This is a genomic window from Bradyrhizobium sp. I1.14.4, assembly GCF_050435825.1.
Lineage (GTDB): Bacteria > Pseudomonadota > Alphaproteobacteria > Rhizobiales > Xanthobacteraceae > Bradyrhizobium.
The window spans coordinates 1-16,574 of the sequence record NZ_JBNDLA010000018.1 but is presented as its reverse complement, the minus strand read 5'-3'; the positions used below and the strand labels follow the sequence as shown (position 1 = coordinate 16,574).

Sequence of the window (16,574 nt, the reverse complement as noted above, 5' to 3'; positions counted from 1 at the left end):
GCATGGGGCGCGTTTTCGTCGCCGGTAGCATCAATATGGACGTGGTGGCGACCGCCGAGCGCCATCCGCGGATCGGCGAAACCGTCGCCGGCGAGGCCGTACTGCATTTTCCCGGTGGCAAGGGCGCCAACCAGGCGGTGGCATCGGCCAAGCAGGGCATACCGACCACGCTTATCGGCCGTCTCGGCACCGATGCGTTCGGGAAGGAGCTGAGGACGTTCCTTGCCGCGCAAAGCGTCGATCTCACCTTCGTCAAGGACACGGATGGCACGCATTCGGGCACGGCGATCATCACGCTCGCCAATGCCGACAACACGATCGTGGTCGTGCCGGGCGCCAACGGGCTGGTCGATGCCGATGATGTCGCGGCACCTGTCCTGACGAAGGGTGACGTTGCGGTCAGTCAGTTCGAGATCCCGCTGCCGACCATCGCAGCATTCTTCGGGCGTGCCCGCGCCGCTGGCGCCACCACGATCCTCAATCCGGCGCCGGCGAAGAGGATTGATGCAGCGTTGCTCGATCTCGTCGATGTCCTGATCCTCAACGAGACCGAACTCGGCCTTCTCACCGGACGCGAGCTCAAGGACGGCGACAAGTACGAGACATTCATGGAGGCCGCGCGGTCGCTGCAGGCCCGCGAGGATCAGATCATCTGCGTGACATTGGGCAAGCGCGGCACCGTTGCGCTCGTTGATGGCAACATGCACGTCGATCAGGGGCGAGCCGTCAAAGCCGTCGACAGCACCGGCGCGGGCGACTGCTTTGTCGGAGCCTTCGCGGCCCTGCTGGCGCACGGACAGCCGATCCAGGCCGCGATGTCATACGCCAACATTGCTGCGTCAATCTGCGTCCAGAGGATGGGCGCTGCGCCGTCCATGCCGACGGTTGAAGAGGTCAAGGCCGTGCTGGCCACACGTCGTCCCGGCGAAGGCTGTTAGGAAAGCGCACTCTTCAAATCAAAACCGGTATCCGCCGCCTGCTCCGGCGTGATCGACCCTCCGGCGCCAAGCAGCCTGCGGCCGAACATGTGATCGCCGGCGCGATTGACCGACTCGATGCCGAGCAGTCTGTCACCGCGATAGCAGAACGCCGAGAACGCCCCCTGCGCGCGGTCGCCGCGTACCACGACGCGGTCGTAGCCGGTGGTGAGACCCGCCATCTGCAGCTTGTCGGGGCCCTGGTCGCTCCAGAACCATGGCAGGCCGTCATAGACCTCGGTCTTGCCGGTTAGCCGCGAGGCCACGCAGCGCGCATGGTCGGTCGCGTTCTGCACCGACTCCAGCCGCAGCGATCCGCCGAAGCGCTTGCTGGCATAGAGGGCGCAGTCGCCGATCGCGGACACATTCGGATCGGCGGTCAAGAGATGCTCGTCGACGATGATGCCCGATGCGACCGGCAGGGCTGCTTCTGCGGCCAGTTCGACATTCGGCAACACGCCGACGCCGACCACGACGAGATCGGCCGGGATATGCGTCCCGTTGCTCAGGCTGACGCCGGTGACCTTGGCGCCATCGGCCTCGATCGCCGTGACCTGGACCCCGAGGTGGATCCGGATGCCGGCCGCGGTGTGCCGCGACTGCGAGAACTCGGAAATCTCCGCGGTCACCGCCCGCGCCATCACGCGGGAGGCGAGTTCGACCACGTCGACCTCGAGGCCCTTGCCGCGCGCTGTGGCGGCGAATTCGAGCCCGATGAAGCCCGCGCCGATCACGACGGCGCGCATGCCGGGTGCGATCAAATGGCGCAGCGCCTCGCTCTCGTCGAGGATGCGCAAGTAGCGGACGGCGTCCAGCTTTGCGTTGGGAATATCCAGCAGCCGGTTCCGCGCGCCGGTCGCGAACACCAGGTGGCCGTAGTCGAGCGAGGTGCCGGAGGCGAGCGTCACTTTCCGCGCGCTGCGGTCGACCGCGTGGGCGCGATCGGTGATCAGCTCGATCTTGTTGTCCTGGTAGAACTTGTCAGGCCGGAACATCAGGGACTCGGGCCCGCCGGTCCCTTTCAGATAGGCTTTCGACAAAGGCGGCCGCTGATACGGCAAATGGCCTTCGTCATTGATCAGGGCGATGCGCTCGGCGAAGCCGGCCTGGCGCAGCGACGCCGCGAGCTGGAAGCCGGCGTGCCCGGCGCCGACGATGATGACCGAGCCTGTCATTGAAACAACCCAAATACCAGCGAGCAGGAGTGACCCATGCCGTTTCCTCTTGTCGATGTTAGCTTGCTTGCCCCCGTCCCCACAGCGCTCGCGTCTGCGTACCGAAGGCGCTTGCCATTTGGCCTCATGGCTCGCGCGGACGCAAGGGGGTCTCTGGCAAATCTGGGCACCCGAAAGCCGCTTCTGACGCCGGATCGGATTGCCACAGCTCCCGCCAAGGCCTTAAATGTCCGGAAATAACAAGCCCAAGGTCCTCAAAATGCCCGATCCCGCCTCCTCCGACGACCCCGCCCTGCTCCGCATCGACGGCGCCATCGCGACCATCACGCTGAACCGGCCGGCAGCGTTCAATGCGATCGACATGACGATCGCCAAAAAGCTCGAACAGCTCAGCGCCGAGGTCGAAGCCAACAAGGACGTCCGCGTGCTGGTCATCGAGGGCGAAGGCCGCGCCTTCTGCGCCGGCGGCGATTTGCAGACCATCGGCGCTGCGACCGAAGCCAACAATATCGCCCCCGTGGTCGGCGAGATGCTTCACCACTATCATGCGTTCATCGAGACGGTTCGGCGGATGCCGAAGATCGTGCTGTCCAGCGTGCACGGTTCGGCAGCCGGCGCCGGCATGGGCCTCGCGTTCGTGACCGACCTGTGTATCGCCGCGGACGATGCCCGCTTCACGCCGGCCTATGCCAAGATTGGCGTGTCGCCGGACGGCGGCAGCACGGTCGGTATCGTCGGCACAGTCGGTACCCGTCGCGCGCTGCAGATTTTCCTTGCGGAGGATGGCTTCACCGCGCAGCAGGCCTATGAATGGGGGCTGGTCGTCAAGACCGTCCCCGCGACTGAGCTGAAGGCGGCCACCCGGCAGCTCGCCGAGCGCCTCGCGCAAAATCCGCCCGCCGCAATCGCGGGGACCAAGTCGCTGGTCTATCAGGCTGCCACCACGCCGACCAAGCAGCAGCTCGATGCCGAGGAACACAAGATCATCTCGGCGATGCATACCGCGGATTTCCGCGTCGCCGTGAAGAAATTCACCAGCAAGTCGAAATAGAGGTTTGGCTAGAGCGTTTTCGAGCGAAGTGGACACCGGTTCGCGTGAAGAAAACGCGTCAAAACAAGGATCTAGAGCTTCGGTTCTGATTCCATCAGAACCGAAAATGCTCTAGTTCGGGCAGATGTAGCCGCTACCGCCCGGCGCCTTGAAGCAGCCGACCGATTCCGGGATCACCTGCTTGGGCAGCCACAGCACGATCTTTGGAAAATAGATCGTGAAGCAGATCGTGACCAGGAACACGACATAGATCGGCAACGCTGCCCGCAGCGCTTTTGCAAAGCTGATGCCGACGAATTTCGAGGCCATCAGCAGCACGAGCCCGTATGGCGGCGTGATCAGGCCGAAGGCGAGTGTCGCGATCAGCACCACGCCCATGTGGACGCCGTTGATGTCGCCGGCCTGGGTCAGCGCGTTCACCAGCGGCATGAAGATGATGATGGTCGGCACCGGCTCGATGAAGTCGCCGACCACGGTGAACAGCAGCACCATCAGCAGCATGATGAGGCGTGGATCGTTGCCGGCGATCGAGGTGATCAAGTCGGCGATGTAGATGGCGCCGCGCAGATAGGCGAGCATCCAGCCGAACGCGTTGGCGGCCCCGATCGTGATCAGCGGCAGCGAGAAGATCAGACCGGCCAGGCAGAAGTCGTACGGGATCTTCTTCAGATGCCCGCGGTTCAGCGCCGGGATCACAACGACGATGATGTAGGCGACCGCGACCACGCCGGCCTCGGTCGGCGTGAACCAGCCGGTCAGGATGCCGCCGAGCAGGATCACCGGGATCATTAGCGGCAGCGCGGCATCTCCAGCGGCGAAAGCGATCTGACGGAGCGGCGCGCGCGGCTTGCGCAGGCCTGAGGGGCCGAAGAAATAGCAATAGATCATCAGCCCGAAGCCGATCATCAGCCCGGGGACCACGCCGGCCATGAACAGGCCGGCGATCGAGACATTGCCGACGGCGCCATAGACCACAGCGGTGATGCTCGGCGGCACCAGTGCCGCGATCGTCGAGGCCGAAGCAATGATCGCTGCGATGAACGCCGGCTCATAGCCTTCCCGCTTCATCGGCCCGCCTAGCGCGCGGCTCATCACCGCGACGTCGGCGGTGGTCGAACCCGACATTTCCGAGAAGAACATGCTGAAGACGACCACGACCTGCGACAGCCCGCCCCTGATGTGGCCGACCAGCGAGACCGACAGATTGGCGATGCGGACCACGACATTCGCCGAGCTCATGAGCTCGCCGACCAGGAGGAAGAACGGGATCGCAAGCAACGCCTCGGAATCGACGCCGTCAAAGATCTTCTGGATGATGGCGGCCAGCGACACGTCCGACAGCACCGCACCGACGAACACGCCGGCCAACAGCGAAAACGGCACGGGCACGCCGAGATAGCCGAAGAACAGGAAGCAGAACGACATCAGCACAAGCACGACCGGTGCGCTCACGGCTGGGCTCCCGTCGTCGCGCCGGTGTTGATCGCCGGGATCGGAAGGTCTTCATCGGGCGGCTCCGGATGATCGAAGCCGTGGCGGATGCCGTTGACGAGCTGCTCGATGGTGAACAAGCCGATCAGGATGCCCGAAAGCGGGATCACCGCATAAAGCGAGGCGATCGGCGTGCCCGACGGCAGGCGGAAACTGCCGAAGCCGCGGAGGTAGTTTTGATAGCCGTACCAGATCAGGCAGAAGGCGACGCCCAGCACGACGAGGCGGATGACGATCTCGACGATCAGCCGCGACATGCCATGCATCGCCTCCGAGATCGCAGTGAGATAGAGGTGATCATTGCGCCTTGTCGCGACCGCGGCACCGATGAAAATCGCGTAGATGAATAGCGTCGAGGTCACTTCCTGCAGCCACAGCCAGGGATGACCGATGGTGCGGGTGACGATGTCGGCGGTCACCGAGAGCGAGAAGCCGAAGCACAGCAGTCCGCACAGCATCATCAGGATCAGCTCGAGCCGGTCGAGCGCCCGCCATTTCAGATGCCGCTGCCGTTGCAGCACCAGTCTGTCGGCGATGGCCATCGAATGCTCCGTCCTCGTAGGTCGTCCCGGCGAAGGCCGGGACCTAACCACCGGCGCCTGTTGCTTTGAGAAAGAACGGCGGCCTGGTGCTTCAATGGACGGGCCGCGGCGTATGGGTCCCGGCCTTCGCCGGGACGACGCATGAAGTGCGTTAGTTGATCGCGCGGATCAGATTCTTGATCTTCTCCGCGTGCGGGCCGAGTTCCTTGGCGAGCTTGTCGAGATAGGGATCGGCGATCGCGGTGAAGCTCTTCTTGTCCACGTCCTCGACCACCTTGACGCCGAACGATTTCAGCTTGGTCAGCGCGTTCCGCTCCAGCTCGAATGCCTTCTGCGGTTCCTTGGCGCTGACCTCGTTGGCGGCGGCCTGCACCCACTGCTTCTGCTCGGCGGAAAGGCTCTGCCACAGTCTGTCGGAGACGAACAGCAGCGCATTGTTGGCCTCGTGCTCGGTGATCGAAAGCACCGGCGCCACCTCGTAGTGCTTGTTGACGAGATAGACGTTGATGCTGTTCTCGGCGGCATCGACCACGCCGGTCTGCAGCGAGGTGTAGACGCTGCCGAACGGCATGTGCACCGTCTGCGCGCCGTAGGCCGGGAACATGGTGTCCTCGGTCGCGGTCGCCTGCACCCGGACCTTCACGCCCTTGAGGTCGCCGACGTTGTGGATTTCCCTCTTGCTGTAGATGTGGCGCACGCCCTGCGAGCCGGTCCCGATCACGTGCAGGCCCTGGGCAGTGTCGTCGATCATCGTCTTGATGGCGTCGAACACCTGCGGATCGGCCAGCGCCTTGATCACATGGGCGTCGTTGCGGAACAGGAAGTGCAGCGACATCACGCCGGCCTGCGGCGAGATCGTCGCGGTGTTGGCGGAGGAGATGATCGCGAACTCGATATCGCCCGACTTGACGAGTTGCAGCAGCTGCGGCTCCTGGCCGAGCTGCGCGCCGGGATATTGATCGACGATCATCGTCCCCTTGCTCAATTCCTTGAGCTTGTCGGCGAACAGATCACCGGCGACCGAATAACCGGTATTGCGCGGCTGGTCGTAGGCGAAGCGGAAGTGCTTGACCTCCTGCGCGCCAGCGCTCGCCGGCAGCAGCAACGCGGCCGCGGCCATGGCGATCCCGACGATCCTGGCTGAATAGCCCATCGCGACGTTCCCCCTGTTTTTGATTGACGTGATCATCCCACCAGTCCTGCGGGATTGTCAATAAAACAGAAGGAATCAGGCGACAACGGCCACTATTGAGCTCCGCATCGCTGAAATTATCGACAATTCGGCTGCTACGCCGAACGAACGCCAGTTACTTCCCTTTGGCGCGCATGAAGTCGAAATCGCAGCCCTCGTCGGCCTGCAGAATCGTCTCGTTGAAGAGATGTGCATAGCCGCGCTTGGCCCAGCCCGGCGTGCCGGCCGGGGCGAGCGCGGCGCGGCGTTTCTGCAGTTCGGCCTCGTCGACCAGGAGATCGATGCTGCGCTTGGCGACATCGAGCCGGATCATGTCGCCGTTCCGCACCAGCCCGAGCGGGCCGCCGACCGCGGATTCCGGCGTGATGTGCAGCACGATGGTGCCGAACGCGGTGCCGCTCATCCGCGCATCGGAGATGCGGACCATGTCCTTGACCCCGGCGCGCGCGAGCTTCTTCGGGATCGGCAGGTAACCCGCCTCGGGCATGCCGGGCGCGCCCTTCGGGCCGGCATTGCGCAGCACCAGCACGTCGTCAGCGGACACATCGAGTGCCGGGTCGTCGACCCGCAACGTCATGTCCTCGACCGACTCGAACACCACGGCGCGACCCGTGTGCTGTAACAGCTTCGGGCTCGCCGCCGACTGCTTGATCACGGCACCGCGCGGCGCGAGATTGCCGTGCAGGATCGCCATCGCGCCTTCGGACTTGATCGGGTTCGCCTTGGAGCGGATCGCATCCTGCCCCGGCACGTCCTCCGCGCCGGCCACGATTTCGCGCAACGTCTGGCCGGTGATGGTTTTGGCATCGAGATCGATGAGGTCGCCGAGTTGCGCCATCAGCTTCGGCACGCCGCCGGCATGATGGAAATGCTCCATGTAGTGCTCGCCCGACGGCTTGAGGTCGACCAGCACGGGCACCTCGCGGCCCAGTCTGTCGAACGCCTCGAGATCGATCTTGTGCGGCGAGCGGTTGGCGATAGCCGTGAGATGGATGAGCCCGTTGGTCGAGCCGCCGATCGCCTGCATGACGACCTGGGCGTTGCGGAACGACGACGGCGTCAGGATATCGCTCGGCTTCGGCCCCTTGGTTTTCGCCATCTCGGCAGCAACGCGGCCGCTGGCTTCGGCGGAGCGGAAGCGTTCGGCATGCGGCGCCGGGATCGTCGCGCTCATCGGCAGCGACAGGCCGAGCGCCTCGGTGATGCAGGCCATGGTGGAGGCCGTGCCCATCACCATGCAGGTGCCGACCGACGGCGCCAGACGGCCGTTCACCGCCTCGATCTCGTTGTCGTCGATCTCACCGGCGCGATACTTGCCCCACAGCCTGCGGCAATCGGTGCAGGCGCCGAGCACTTCTCCCTTGTGATGACCGACCACCATCGGGCCGACCGGAATCACCACCGTCGGCAGATCGGCGCTGATGGCGGCCATGATCTGCGCCGGCAAGGTCTTGTCGCAGCCGCCGATCACGATCACCGCATCCATCGGCTGGGCGCGGATCATCTCCTCGGTATCCATCGCCATCAGGTTGCGCAGATACATCGAGGTCGGATGCGCAAAGCTCTCGGCGATCGAGATGGTCGGGAACACGAACGGCATCGCGCCCGACAGCATCACGCCGCGCTTCACAGCTTCAATGATCTGCGGCACGTTGCCGTGGCAGGGATTGTAGTCGCTGTAGGTGTTGGTGATGCCGACGATCGGGCGATTGAGCGCATCGTCCGAATAGCCCATCGCCTTGATGAAGGCCTTGCGCAGGAACAGCGAGAAGCCGGCGTCACCATAGCTGGTCAGTCCCTTGCGAAGTCCGTCGGCCATCTTCTTCTCGTCCCGTGGTTGTTCGGCCGCACTTAAGGAGCGGCGGGAATTATTGTCAATATGAGATAATCTGACGCTGGAGCGCGGCCACTCTGCGGCAAAATCGCCCCCATTATTGACAATAGCCATGGCGTCATGCTGACCTCCGGCATCGACCCGAAGCCGAGAGCGCATGAAAGCCGAGCCCACATTGCCCGATATCCAGGCCACCTCGCGGGAGGAGGAACAGGCGGAAGTGATCCGCCGGCTGGAGGAGGACATCATCTTCGGCCGCTTCGCGCCCGGTTTGCGGCTGGTCGAGGATATCCTGATGCAGCGCTACGGCGCGAGCCGTCATTTCGTCCGCCAGGCCCTGTTCCAGCTCGAGCGCCAGGGTATCGTGCTGCGCGAGAAGAATGTCGGCGCCACCGTGCGGTTCTATTCGGCCGGGGAAGTGCGGCAGATCTACGAGGTGCGCGAGATGCTGACGCGCCAGGCCGCGCTGATGATCGCGCTGCCCGCGCCCGAAAGCCTGATCGACCAATTGAGCGAGCTGCAACGGCAGTACTGCCTCAAGGCCGACGCGCAGGACATGCGCGGTATTCACGAAACCAACGATGCATTCCACCTCGCGCTGTTCTCCGCCTCCGGCAATCCTTATCTGGTGCGCTCGCTGCAGGACTACATGAACCTGACGCTGCCGATGCGCGCGAAGAACCTAGCCGACAGCGAAGGCCTCGCATTGTCGCGACGCCAGCACGATTTGATGATCGAGCTCCTGAAAGGCCGCGACAGCTGGGCGCTGGCGCAGCTTTGTGTCGATCACATGCAGTACAGCAAGGCGGATTATCTCGACCGCATCTCCAACGACAAAAAGCCGCAATAGCGCGATACGCGGCCGGTTCGTGAAGGAGACTGCAATGCGTTACGTGGCCTTGTTGATTGGATCGCTCGCCGTGCAGTCTGCACTCGGCGGTGTCAGCGAAGCGGCCGACCCGCGCGCGATGCAACTCAGCTACGAACCCTGGACCAAGACTTGTCTGACCCAGGCAAGTTGCTTCGTCGGCGCCGCCGCCCGCGGTCAGTGCTCGCCGTCGGGCGGCACGCTCAGCGTCTCGCCGCAAAACAGCAAGCGCGCGATCGTGAGCGCCAATGTCGGAACGCGGACCATGCTGGAGGGCACGATCAGCCTCCGCATCGATCAGGATGAGCCGATCCAGATCGCCAAGCCGCATTGCTACACGCTGGGCTGCGGCGGCACGCTCGAGGCCGACGGCAACATGATCGAGCGGTTGAAGCATGCACAGTCCATCGCCGTCGAAGCCAAGAACCTGACCGGTCAGACCATCAGCCTCGCCTTCCCGCTCATTCACTTCGCCGAGACCTTCGATGGACCCGGTAGTCCGCCCAAAACTTCCGGGCAGGGCTCCACGGAATCGCAGCGCCAGCACACCGAAGCGGTAAAGCAACTGCCGCAATGCGAGGACTGATTGCTGCGAGGACTGATCACATCTTCTTCCAGTCGATCACCATGCTTTTGTCGCCGTCGAACTCCATGCTGCAGAACGCGCCGCCCTGATAATAGTCGCCGACGGGATCGGGCGGCAGCCTGGCCTGCTCGGCCATCGCGTGCTCGCGAAAATCCTCACCCCGTCCGCTCGGGCGATAGCCGAGATCATAGGCGTGGTGATTGTCCCACCACGACCGCTCATTGTAGGACGCGCCGTAAAGCACCTCGAAATGGATATCGGGATGCTCGAGCCCGATGCGGCAGAGCTGAACTAGGTCTTCCGGCTTGAGCCAGATCGAGAGCCTGCGGTGATCGAGCGGCGCCTCACCGAAATTACCGATCCGGATGCAGGTCACCTTGATGCCGTGCTTGTCAGCATAGAGCGCGCCGACGCCTTCGCCGAACACCTTGCTGACGCCGTAGCGGCTGTCCGGCCGCGCCGTGACGTCGGTGCCGATGCGGTGATGACGCGGGTAGAAGCCGACCGCGTGATTGGACGAGGCGAAGATCACGCGCTTGACGCCCTGCTTGCGCGCCGCCTCGAACAGGTTGTAGCAGCCGATGATGTTGGACTGCAGGATCGCGTCCCAGGGGCCTTCGACCGAATAGCCGCCGAAATGCAGGATGCCGTCGACGCCATCGCAGATCGCCTCGACCTGCGCGAGGTCGGCGAGATCGGCCGCCTCGAATTTTTCACTCTTTCCGAGATCGGCCGGCGGCTTGATATCGCTCAGCAGGAGGTCCGGATAGATCGGCGGCAGCAATTTGCGCAGGCTCGTGCCGATTCCACCCGATGCGCCGGTCATCAATATGCGTGGCATGCCGTCCCTCGTCTTTGCTGTTTGCCCAAGAGAATCGTTGGGCCGAATTGCGGTCGCAGGCCGACAATGATAGCAAACCAGGCGCTCAAGGAAACACCATCGAAACACAACAACGAGAACAGCAAATGTCCGATGTTCATTCCGCCGGCTGGCGTCCCGCGACCTGTTATCCCGATCCTGCGATCCACGCGCTCGATCCGCGCTTCGAGAAATACTGGCTGAAGCTCTCCGCCGTCGAACGCATCGCGACCGGCCTGCGCTGGGCCGAAGGCCCGGTGTGGTTCGGCGACGGCCGCTATCTGTTGTGCAGCGACATCCCGAACCAGCGCATCTTGAAATGGGAGGAAGAGACCGGCGCAGTCAGCATCTTCCGCAAGCCGTCGAACTTCGCCAACGGCAACACCCGCGACCGCCAGGGCCGGTTGATCAGCTGCGAGCACGGCGGCCGCCGCGTAGTGCGCACCGAATATGACGGATCGGTTACGGTGCTGATCGATTCTTTCAACGGCAAGCGGCTGAACTCGCCGAACGACGTCGTGGTGAAATCCGACGGTTCGATCTGGTTCACTGATCCGATCTTCGGCCTGCTCGGCAACTACGAGGGCTACAAGGCCGATCCCGAGATCGAGCCCAACGTCTACCGGCTCGATCCTTCGACCAGAAAGGCCACCATCGTCGCCGAGGGCGTGCTCGGCCCGAACGGGTTGTGCTTCTCGCCGGACGAGAAAATTCTCTACGTCGTGGAATCCCGCGGCGAGCCGCACCGCAAGATCCTCGCCTATGACGTCGCAGCCGACGGCAGGACGATCGCGAACAAGCGCGTCTTCATCGATGCCGGCCCCGGCACGCCCGACGGCATGCGTTGCGACATCGACGGCAATCTGTGGTGCGGCTGGGGCATGGGCGATCCCGAGCTCGACGGCGTCGTCGTGTTCGCGCCCGACGGCGTGTTGATCGGCCGCATCGCGCTGCCCGAGCGCTGCGCCAACCTCTGCTTCGGCGGACTGAAGCGCAACCGCCTGTTCATGGCGGCGAGCCAGTCGATCTATGCGCTCTACGTCAACACCCAAGGCGCGCTCGGCGGTTAGTTTTCGTGGTCGTCCCGGCGAAGGCCAGGCCTTCGCCGGGACGACGATAAAACTTCTACCTTCCCAAACGTCTGACGCCGGAGCGGTGATCCGCCCCGGCGCCAAAATCGTATCTCTCGTGGCTCGGCTTACGCGGCGTTGTAGCCGGCGACGGCCTTGGCCTCGAGATATTCTTCCAGACCGTAACGGCCCCATTCACGGCCGTTGCCGGACTGCTTGTAGCCACCGAACGGCGCTGAGCGCTCGTTCGGCACGCCCTGCAGGTTGACGTTGCCGGCGCGGATCTGGCGGCCGACGCGGCGCGCGGTTTCCACGGTGTCGGCCGAGACGTAACCGGCGAGACCATAGGGCGTATCGTTGGCGATCTTCACCGCCTCCGCCTCGTCCTTGGCGCCGAGAATGGTCAGCACCGGTCCGAAGATCTCCTCGCGAGCGATCGTCATGTCGTTGGTGACGTCGGCGAAGATGGTCGGGCGGACATAGAAGCCCTTGTTGACGCCCTCGGGCAGGCCCGGGCCGCCGGCGACGAGCGTTGCGCCCTCGTCGATGCCCTTCTGGATCAGCGCCTGGATCTTGTCCCACTGGCCGCGGTTGACGACCGGACCGATCATGGTGCCGTCGGCGCGCGGATCGCCGGCCTTGGTCTTGTCGGCGACGCCCTTCGCGATCGCGGCCACTTCCTTCATCTTGGAGAGCGGCACGATCATGCGCGACGGCGCGTTGCAGGACTGGCCCGAGTTGTTGAACATGTGCATCACGCCGCCGGTCACCGCCTTGGTCAGGTCGGCGCCGTCGAGGATCACGTTCGGCGACTTACCGCCCAGCTCCTGGCTGACGCGCTTCACGGTCGGTGCCGCACGCTTGGCGACGTCGACGCCGGCGCGGGTCGAGCCGGTGAACGAGATCATGTCGATGTCCGGGTGCTCGCTCATCGCGGCACCAACCTCCGGGCCGAGACCGTTGAGCAGGTTGAACACGCCCTTCGGCACGCCGGCTTCATGGAGGATTTCCGCGAAGATCAGCGCCGAGGTCGGGGTGAACTCGGAGGGCTTCAGGATCATGGTGCAGCCGGCGGCGAGCGCGGGCGCGACCTTGCAGGCGATCTGGTTGAGCGGCCAGTTCCAGGGGGTGATCATGCCGATCACGCCGACCGGCTCGCGCACGATCACGGCGGTGCCCATGGTCTCCTCGAACTCGTACTTCTTCAGCACTTCGAGGGTGTTCATGAGATGGCCGAGGCCGGCGCCGGCCTGCAGCTTTTCGGCCATCGGCAGCGGCGCGCCCATCTCGTCGGAGACGGCGGCGCCGATCTCCTTCATGCGGCCCTTGTAGACCTCGACGACCTTGGTGAGCAGCGCGACGCGCTCCTCGCGGCTGGTCCGGGAATAGGTCTCGAACGCGCGCTTGGCGGCGGCGACTGCCTTGTCGAGATCGGCCTTGGAGCCGAGCGCAACTTCATACATCGCCTCTTCGGTCGCCGGATTGACGACCGGGGTGGATTTCTTGACGACCGGATCGACCCAGGCGCCGTCGATGTAGAATTGCATGCGATTGACCATCGGAAACCTCTTGTAGGGGGCGTATGGAAAGGGGAACGGAAAGCGTTCGGCAGGCATCCTTGCACGAAAGCAGGGCGAATTGAACCCGCCATATGCGGGGCGCGGCTCGTGCGCGCCCACCGCATACAATGTTGCAGCCGCTTGGGTGGCAAGGCGTGCCACCCGTCCCTCACCTCTCGCCTCACACCGCCATTTTGCGATGCCGCACTGGCGCGCCGACCGAGAGGCTTTCCGCCGCGTCGATGATCGCATTGGCGTCGATGCCATAGTGGCGGTAGAGGTCGCCGATCGTACCGGTCTGGCCGAAATGCTCGACACCGAGTGCCTCGACCCTGTGGCCACGCACGCTGCCGAGCCAGCCGAGCGAGGCCGGATGGCCGTCGATCACGGTCACGATGCCGCAGTCGCGGCCGAGCGGCGCCAGCATGCGCTCGATATGACTCAAATGCTGCGCGCCGCGGCGGTCGCGGCGCAAATTCCGCGCCGCGGACCATCCCGCATAGAGCCGGTCGGCGGAGGTGACTGCCAGTAACCCGACGTCGCGGTGGCTCTCGCCGATCAGGCCGACCGCCTCGATCGCCTCCGGCGCGACGGTGCCGGTATACGCAACGACGATATCGCAGTTCGGACCCGGCTTGCGCATCCAGTAGGCGCCATCGGTGATGTCGCGCTGCAGATCCGGCGTCATGATCCGTTGCGGCTGCTCCAGCGTTCGCGTCGAGAGCCGCAAGTAAACCGAACCACCTTCGGCGCCCTCGCGCTGCATGTGGCCAAAGCCCCAGCCCATGATCACGGCAAGTTCATCGACGAAGGCCGGATCGAACGAGGCGAGCCCGTCCTGCCCGATCCCGATCAGCGGCGTCTTGATCGACTGGTGCGCGCCGCCTTCCGGCGCCAGCGAGATGCCCGACGGCGTCGCCGCCACCATGAAGCGGGCATCCTGATAGCAGGCATAGTTCAGCGCATCGAGCCCGCGCTCGATGAAGGGATCGTACAGCGTGCCGACCGGCAGCAGCCGCGCGCCGTTGATCTGGTGCGACAGGCCGAGCGCCGAGAGCATGATGAACAAATTCATCTCGGCGATGCCGAGCTCGACGTGCTGTCCCTTCGGCGAATATTCCCAGGTGTAGGCGGACGGGATCTTCTCCTGCCGGAACAGGTCGTGGTTCTCCGCCTTGGCGAACAGGCCGCGGCGGTTGACCCAGGCGCCGAGATTGGTCGACACGGTGACGTCGGGCGATGCGGTGACGATGCGCGATGCGAGTTCGCTGTCGCCGCGCGCCAGCTCGTGCAACACGAGACCAAAGCCCTGTTGCGTCGACATCTGCGCGGAGGCCTTGAAGGCCAGCCGCTCCGGCACGTCGATGACGGGCGCCGACAGGCGGCGGCGTCCCTCGCGGTTGAACGGCGCGTCCGCCAGGAACGCCTCGAGCTTCGCGGGCTCCTGCGACAGCCCCTCGAACTTGTCCCACTCATGGCCGGCACGGATATTCTGCGCGGCGCGCCACTTCTCCATCTGCGCCACGGTCATCAGCCCGGCGTGGTTGTCCTTGTGGCCCTGCATCGGCAGGCCGACGCCCTTGATGGTGTAGGCGATGAAGCAGACCGGACGATCATGGTCGATCGCCTCGAACGCCTCGATCATGCTCGCCATGTCATGGCCACCGAGATTCGACATCAGCGCCAGCAGTTCGTCGTCGCTGCGGCGATCGATCAGGGCCGACACCGCGCCCTGATCGCCGATGTCGTCGCGCAGATGCTTACGGAACGCAGCACCGCCCTGGAAGCAGAGCGCCGCATACATCTGGTTCGGGCAATTGTCGATCCAGCGCCGCAGCGCCTCACCGCCGGGCTCGGCAAACGCTTCCAGCATCAGCTTGCCGTACTTCACGATCACCACGTCCCAGCCGAAATTGCGGAACATGGTCTCGAACTTGGCCCACAGTCCTTCGCGGACGACGGCGTCGAGCGATTGCCTGTTGTAGTCGACCACCCACCAGGTGTTGCGCAGGCCATGCTTCCAGCCTTCGAGCAACGCCTCGAAGATGTTGCCCTCGTCCATCTCGGCATCGCCGACCAGCGCGATCATGCGGCCCTCGGGCCGGTCGTTCATCCAGCCATGCGCCTTGACGTAATCCTGCACCAGCGAGGCGAACAAGGTCTGCGCCACGCCGAGGCCGACCGAGCCGGTGGAGAAGTCGACATCGTCGACATCCTTGGTGCGCGACGGATAGGACTGCGCGCCCTTGTAGCCGCGGAAATTCTCCAGCTTGTCGCGGGTCTGGTGGCCGAACAGATACTGGATCGCGTGAAACACCGGGCTCGCATGCGGCTTCACCGCGACGCGGTCCTGCGGACGCAGCACCGAGAAATAAAGTGCCGACATGATGTTGGCGAGCGAGGCCGACGAGGCCTGGTGGCCGCCGACCTTCAGCCCATCGGTAGCGGGCCGCACATGGTTGGCGTGATGGATGGTCCACGACGACAGCCACAGCACCTTGCGGGCCAAAGCGGACAGCATGTCGAGGCGTTCAGGTGCTATTCCCATGGCAATGCTCCCAGCGATACCGCTGATGTTACTGCCGCGGGGGCCGCCGAAAATCTCAATTCCACGCGACAGCACAGGAAAAATTGGGATAAATTCCCACGATCCTGCCCCAATTAACGAGTTCATCCCAATGCCTGCCCTCGACGCCATCGACCGCAAGATCCTGAGTCTGCTCCAGACCGACAGCCGCATGACCATGCAGGAGCTCGCCGACAAGGTCGGGCTGTCGGTGTCGCCCTGCCACCGCCGGGTCAAGCTGCTCGAGGAGCGCGGCGTGATAAGCCGCTACATCGCAACCGTCGACCAGAAATCGCTCGGGCTGCATGTCTCCGTCTTCATCTCGATCAAGCTCGCGCGGCAGAAGGAGGAAGACCTCAACCGCTTCGCGCGCGCGATTTCCAAATGGGACGAGGTGCTCGAGTGCTATTTGATGACCGGCAACCGCGACTATCTGCTGCGCGTCGTCGCCGCCGACCTCTCCTCCTATGAAGCGTTCCTGAAGAACAAGCTGACCCGGCTCGACGGCATCGCCTCGATCGAATCGAGCTTTGCGTTGAGCCAGGTGAAGTATTCCACCGCGCTGCCGGTGTAGGGGCCGCTTGCATCTGCCGATATCACGCTCGCACCAAAATCTGGCTGTCGTCCCTGCGAAAGCAGGGACCCATACTCCGCGGCTTGCGTTGTGAATGGGACTCGTCGTTCCAGCATCGTGCGCCAATCAACCCTCGCGGTTGATGGGGTGGACGGCCCCCTACGGCATCAGTTGTGCCAGAATGAGGTTGTTGCAAATCTCAGACAAGGGAGCCGTCCGTGAGAGAGATT

Annotated in this window: 14 protein-coding genes; 6 read left to right on the top strand and 8 right to left on the bottom strand. The window is 64.1% G+C overall.

From position 1 onward, the window contains the following. Positions 1-2: 2 nt before the first annotated feature. On the top strand, positions 3-938 hold the full coding sequence (locus ABIB78_RS27790; protein ID WP_429030103.1) for a ribokinase: 936 nt from the start codon (positions 3-5) through the stop codon (positions 936-938). Here ABIB78_RS27790 and ABIB78_RS27785 read toward each other — a convergent pair. Then, positions 935-2,152, bottom strand: a complete 1,218-nt coding sequence (locus tag ABIB78_RS27785) for an NAD(P)/FAD-dependent oxidoreductase (RefSeq protein ID WP_429030101.1) — start codon at positions 2,150-2,152, stop codon at positions 935-937. The genes ABIB78_RS27790 and ABIB78_RS27785 overlap by 4 nt on opposite strands. A gap of 259 nt (positions 2,153-2,411) precedes the next feature. On the opposite strand from ABIB78_RS27785, the gene ABIB78_RS27780 reads away from it, so the two are divergent. Continuing rightward, a complete protein-coding gene (locus tag ABIB78_RS27780) occupies positions 2,412-3,203 on the top strand; it encodes an enoyl-CoA hydratase/isomerase family protein (RefSeq protein ID WP_429030359.1) in 792 nt (263 codons plus the stop codon). Between the two features lie 111 nt (positions 3,204-3,314). Here ABIB78_RS27780 and ABIB78_RS27775 read toward each other — a convergent pair whose 3' ends face one another. From ABIB78_RS27775 to ABIB78_RS27760, 4 genes are all read right to left on the bottom strand, one after another. Beyond that, positions 3,315-4,655, bottom strand: a complete 1,341-nt coding sequence (locus ABIB78_RS27775) for a TRAP transporter large permease (protein WP_429030098.1) — start codon at positions 4,653-4,655, stop codon at positions 3,315-3,317. Further along, positions 4,652-5,236, bottom strand: coding sequence for a TRAP transporter small permease (locus tag ABIB78_RS27770; RefSeq protein ID WP_429030095.1), 585 nt, complete (start codon positions 5,234-5,236; stop codon positions 4,652-4,654). Before ABIB78_RS27770 ends, ABIB78_RS27775 begins: the two co-directional genes overlap by 4 nt. A gap of 151 nt (positions 5,237-5,387) precedes the next feature. Then, positions 5,388-6,389 carry a TRAP transporter substrate-binding protein gene (locus tag ABIB78_RS27765; RefSeq protein ID WP_429030093.1) on the bottom strand — a complete coding sequence of 334 codons (1,002 nt, stop codon included), beginning with the start codon at positions 6,387-6,389 and terminating at the stop codon, positions 5,388-5,390. A 154-nt stretch (positions 6,390-6,543) separates the two neighbouring features. Next, positions 6,544-8,247, bottom strand: a complete 1,704-nt coding sequence (locus ABIB78_RS27760; protein ID WP_429030090.1) for an IlvD/Edd family dehydratase — start codon at positions 8,245-8,247, stop codon at positions 6,544-6,546. 172 nt (positions 8,248-8,419) lie between these two features. Here ABIB78_RS27760 and ABIB78_RS27755 point away from each other — a divergent pair, with 172 nt between their 5' ends. Next, positions 8,420-9,112 carry a GntR family transcriptional regulator gene (locus ABIB78_RS27755; protein ID WP_429030088.1) on the top strand — a complete coding sequence of 231 codons (693 nt, stop codon included), beginning with the start codon at positions 8,420-8,422 and terminating at the stop codon, positions 9,110-9,112. A 34-nt stretch (positions 9,113-9,146) separates the two neighbouring features. Continuing rightward, positions 9,147-9,716, top strand: coding sequence for an invasion associated locus B family protein (locus ABIB78_RS27750; RefSeq protein ID WP_429030086.1), 570 nt, complete (start codon positions 9,147-9,149; stop codon positions 9,714-9,716). 16 nt (positions 9,717-9,732) lie between these two features. On the opposite strand, the gene ABIB78_RS27745 is transcribed toward ABIB78_RS27750, so the two are convergent. Continuing rightward, positions 9,733-10,557, bottom strand: coding sequence for an NAD-dependent epimerase/dehydratase family protein (locus ABIB78_RS27745; RefSeq protein WP_429030083.1), 825 nt, complete (start codon positions 10,555-10,557; stop codon positions 9,733-9,735). Between the two features lie 125 nt (positions 10,558-10,682). On the opposite strand from ABIB78_RS27745, the gene ABIB78_RS27740 reads away from it, so the two are divergent. Continuing rightward, the gene (locus ABIB78_RS27740; protein ID WP_429030081.1) at positions 10,683-11,645 is read left to right on the top strand and encodes an SMP-30/gluconolactonase/LRE family protein; all 963 of its coding nucleotides are present in this window, start codon (positions 10,683-10,685) and stop codon (positions 11,643-11,645) included. A 128-nt stretch (positions 11,646-11,773) separates the two neighbouring features. On the opposite strand, the gene ABIB78_RS27735 is transcribed toward ABIB78_RS27740, so the two are convergent. Together ABIB78_RS27735 and ABIB78_RS27730 are read right to left on the bottom strand one after the other, a co-directional pair. Then, positions 11,774-13,204, bottom strand: coding sequence for an aldehyde dehydrogenase family protein (locus ABIB78_RS27735; RefSeq protein ID WP_429030079.1), 1,431 nt, complete (start codon positions 13,202-13,204; stop codon positions 11,774-11,776). A 181-nt stretch (positions 13,205-13,385) separates the two neighbouring features. Beyond that, a complete protein-coding gene (locus tag ABIB78_RS27730) occupies positions 13,386-15,752 on the bottom strand; it encodes a transketolase (protein WP_429030076.1) in 2,367 nt (788 codons plus the stop codon). A gap of 130 nt (positions 15,753-15,882) precedes the next feature. On the opposite strand from ABIB78_RS27730, the gene ABIB78_RS27725 reads away from it, so the two are divergent. Further along, a complete protein-coding gene (locus tag ABIB78_RS27725) occupies positions 15,883-16,344 on the top strand; it encodes an Lrp/AsnC family transcriptional regulator (protein WP_024579268.1) in 462 nt (153 codons plus the stop codon). Positions 16,345-16,574: the final 230 nt, after the last annotated feature.

Excerpts from the sequence above, each read along its gene's own strand:
- ABIB78_RS27790 (WP_429030103.1), top strand. The coding sequence starts at position 3 with ATGGGGCGCGTTTTCGTCGCCGGTAGCATCAATATGGACGTGGTGGCG.
- ABIB78_RS27785 (WP_429030101.1), bottom strand. The coding sequence starts at position 2,152 with ATGACAGGCTCGGTCATCATCGTCGGCGCCGGGCACGCCGGCTTCCAG.
- ABIB78_RS27780 (WP_429030359.1), top strand. The coding sequence starts at position 2,412 with ATGCCCGATCCCGCCTCCTCCGACGACCCCGCCCTGCTCCGCATCGAC.
- ABIB78_RS27770 (WP_429030095.1), bottom strand. The coding sequence starts at position 5,236 with ATGGCCATCGCCGACAGACTGGTGCTGCAACGGCAGCGGCATCTGAAA.
- ABIB78_RS27765 (WP_429030093.1), bottom strand. The coding sequence starts at position 6,389 with ATGGGCTATTCAGCCAGGATCGTCGGGATCGCCATGGCCGCGGCCGCG.
- ABIB78_RS27760 (WP_429030090.1), bottom strand. The coding sequence starts at position 8,247 with ATGGCCGACGGACTTCGCAAGGGACTGACCAGCTATGGTGACGCCGGC.
- ABIB78_RS27755 (WP_429030088.1), top strand. The coding sequence starts at position 8,420 with ATGAAAGCCGAGCCCACATTGCCCGATATCCAGGCCACCTCGCGGGAG.
- ABIB78_RS27750 (WP_429030086.1), top strand. The coding sequence starts at position 9,147 with ATGCGTTACGTGGCCTTGTTGATTGGATCGCTCGCCGTGCAGTCTGCA.
- ABIB78_RS27745 (WP_429030083.1), bottom strand. The coding sequence starts at position 10,557 with ATGCCACGCATATTGATGACCGGCGCATCGGGTGGAATCGGCACGAGC.
- ABIB78_RS27740 (WP_429030081.1), top strand. The coding sequence starts at position 10,683 with ATGTCCGATGTTCATTCCGCCGGCTGGCGTCCCGCGACCTGTTATCCC.
- ABIB78_RS27735 (WP_429030079.1), bottom strand. The coding sequence starts at position 13,204 with ATGGTCAATCGCATGCAATTCTACATCGACGGCGCCTGGGTCGATCCG.
- ABIB78_RS27730 (WP_429030076.1), bottom strand. The coding sequence starts at position 15,752 with ATGGGAATAGCACCTGAACGCCTCGACATGCTGTCCGCTTTGGCCCGC.
- ABIB78_RS27725 (WP_024579268.1), top strand. The coding sequence starts at position 15,883 with ATGCCTGCCCTCGACGCCATCGACCGCAAGATCCTGAGTCTGCTCCAG.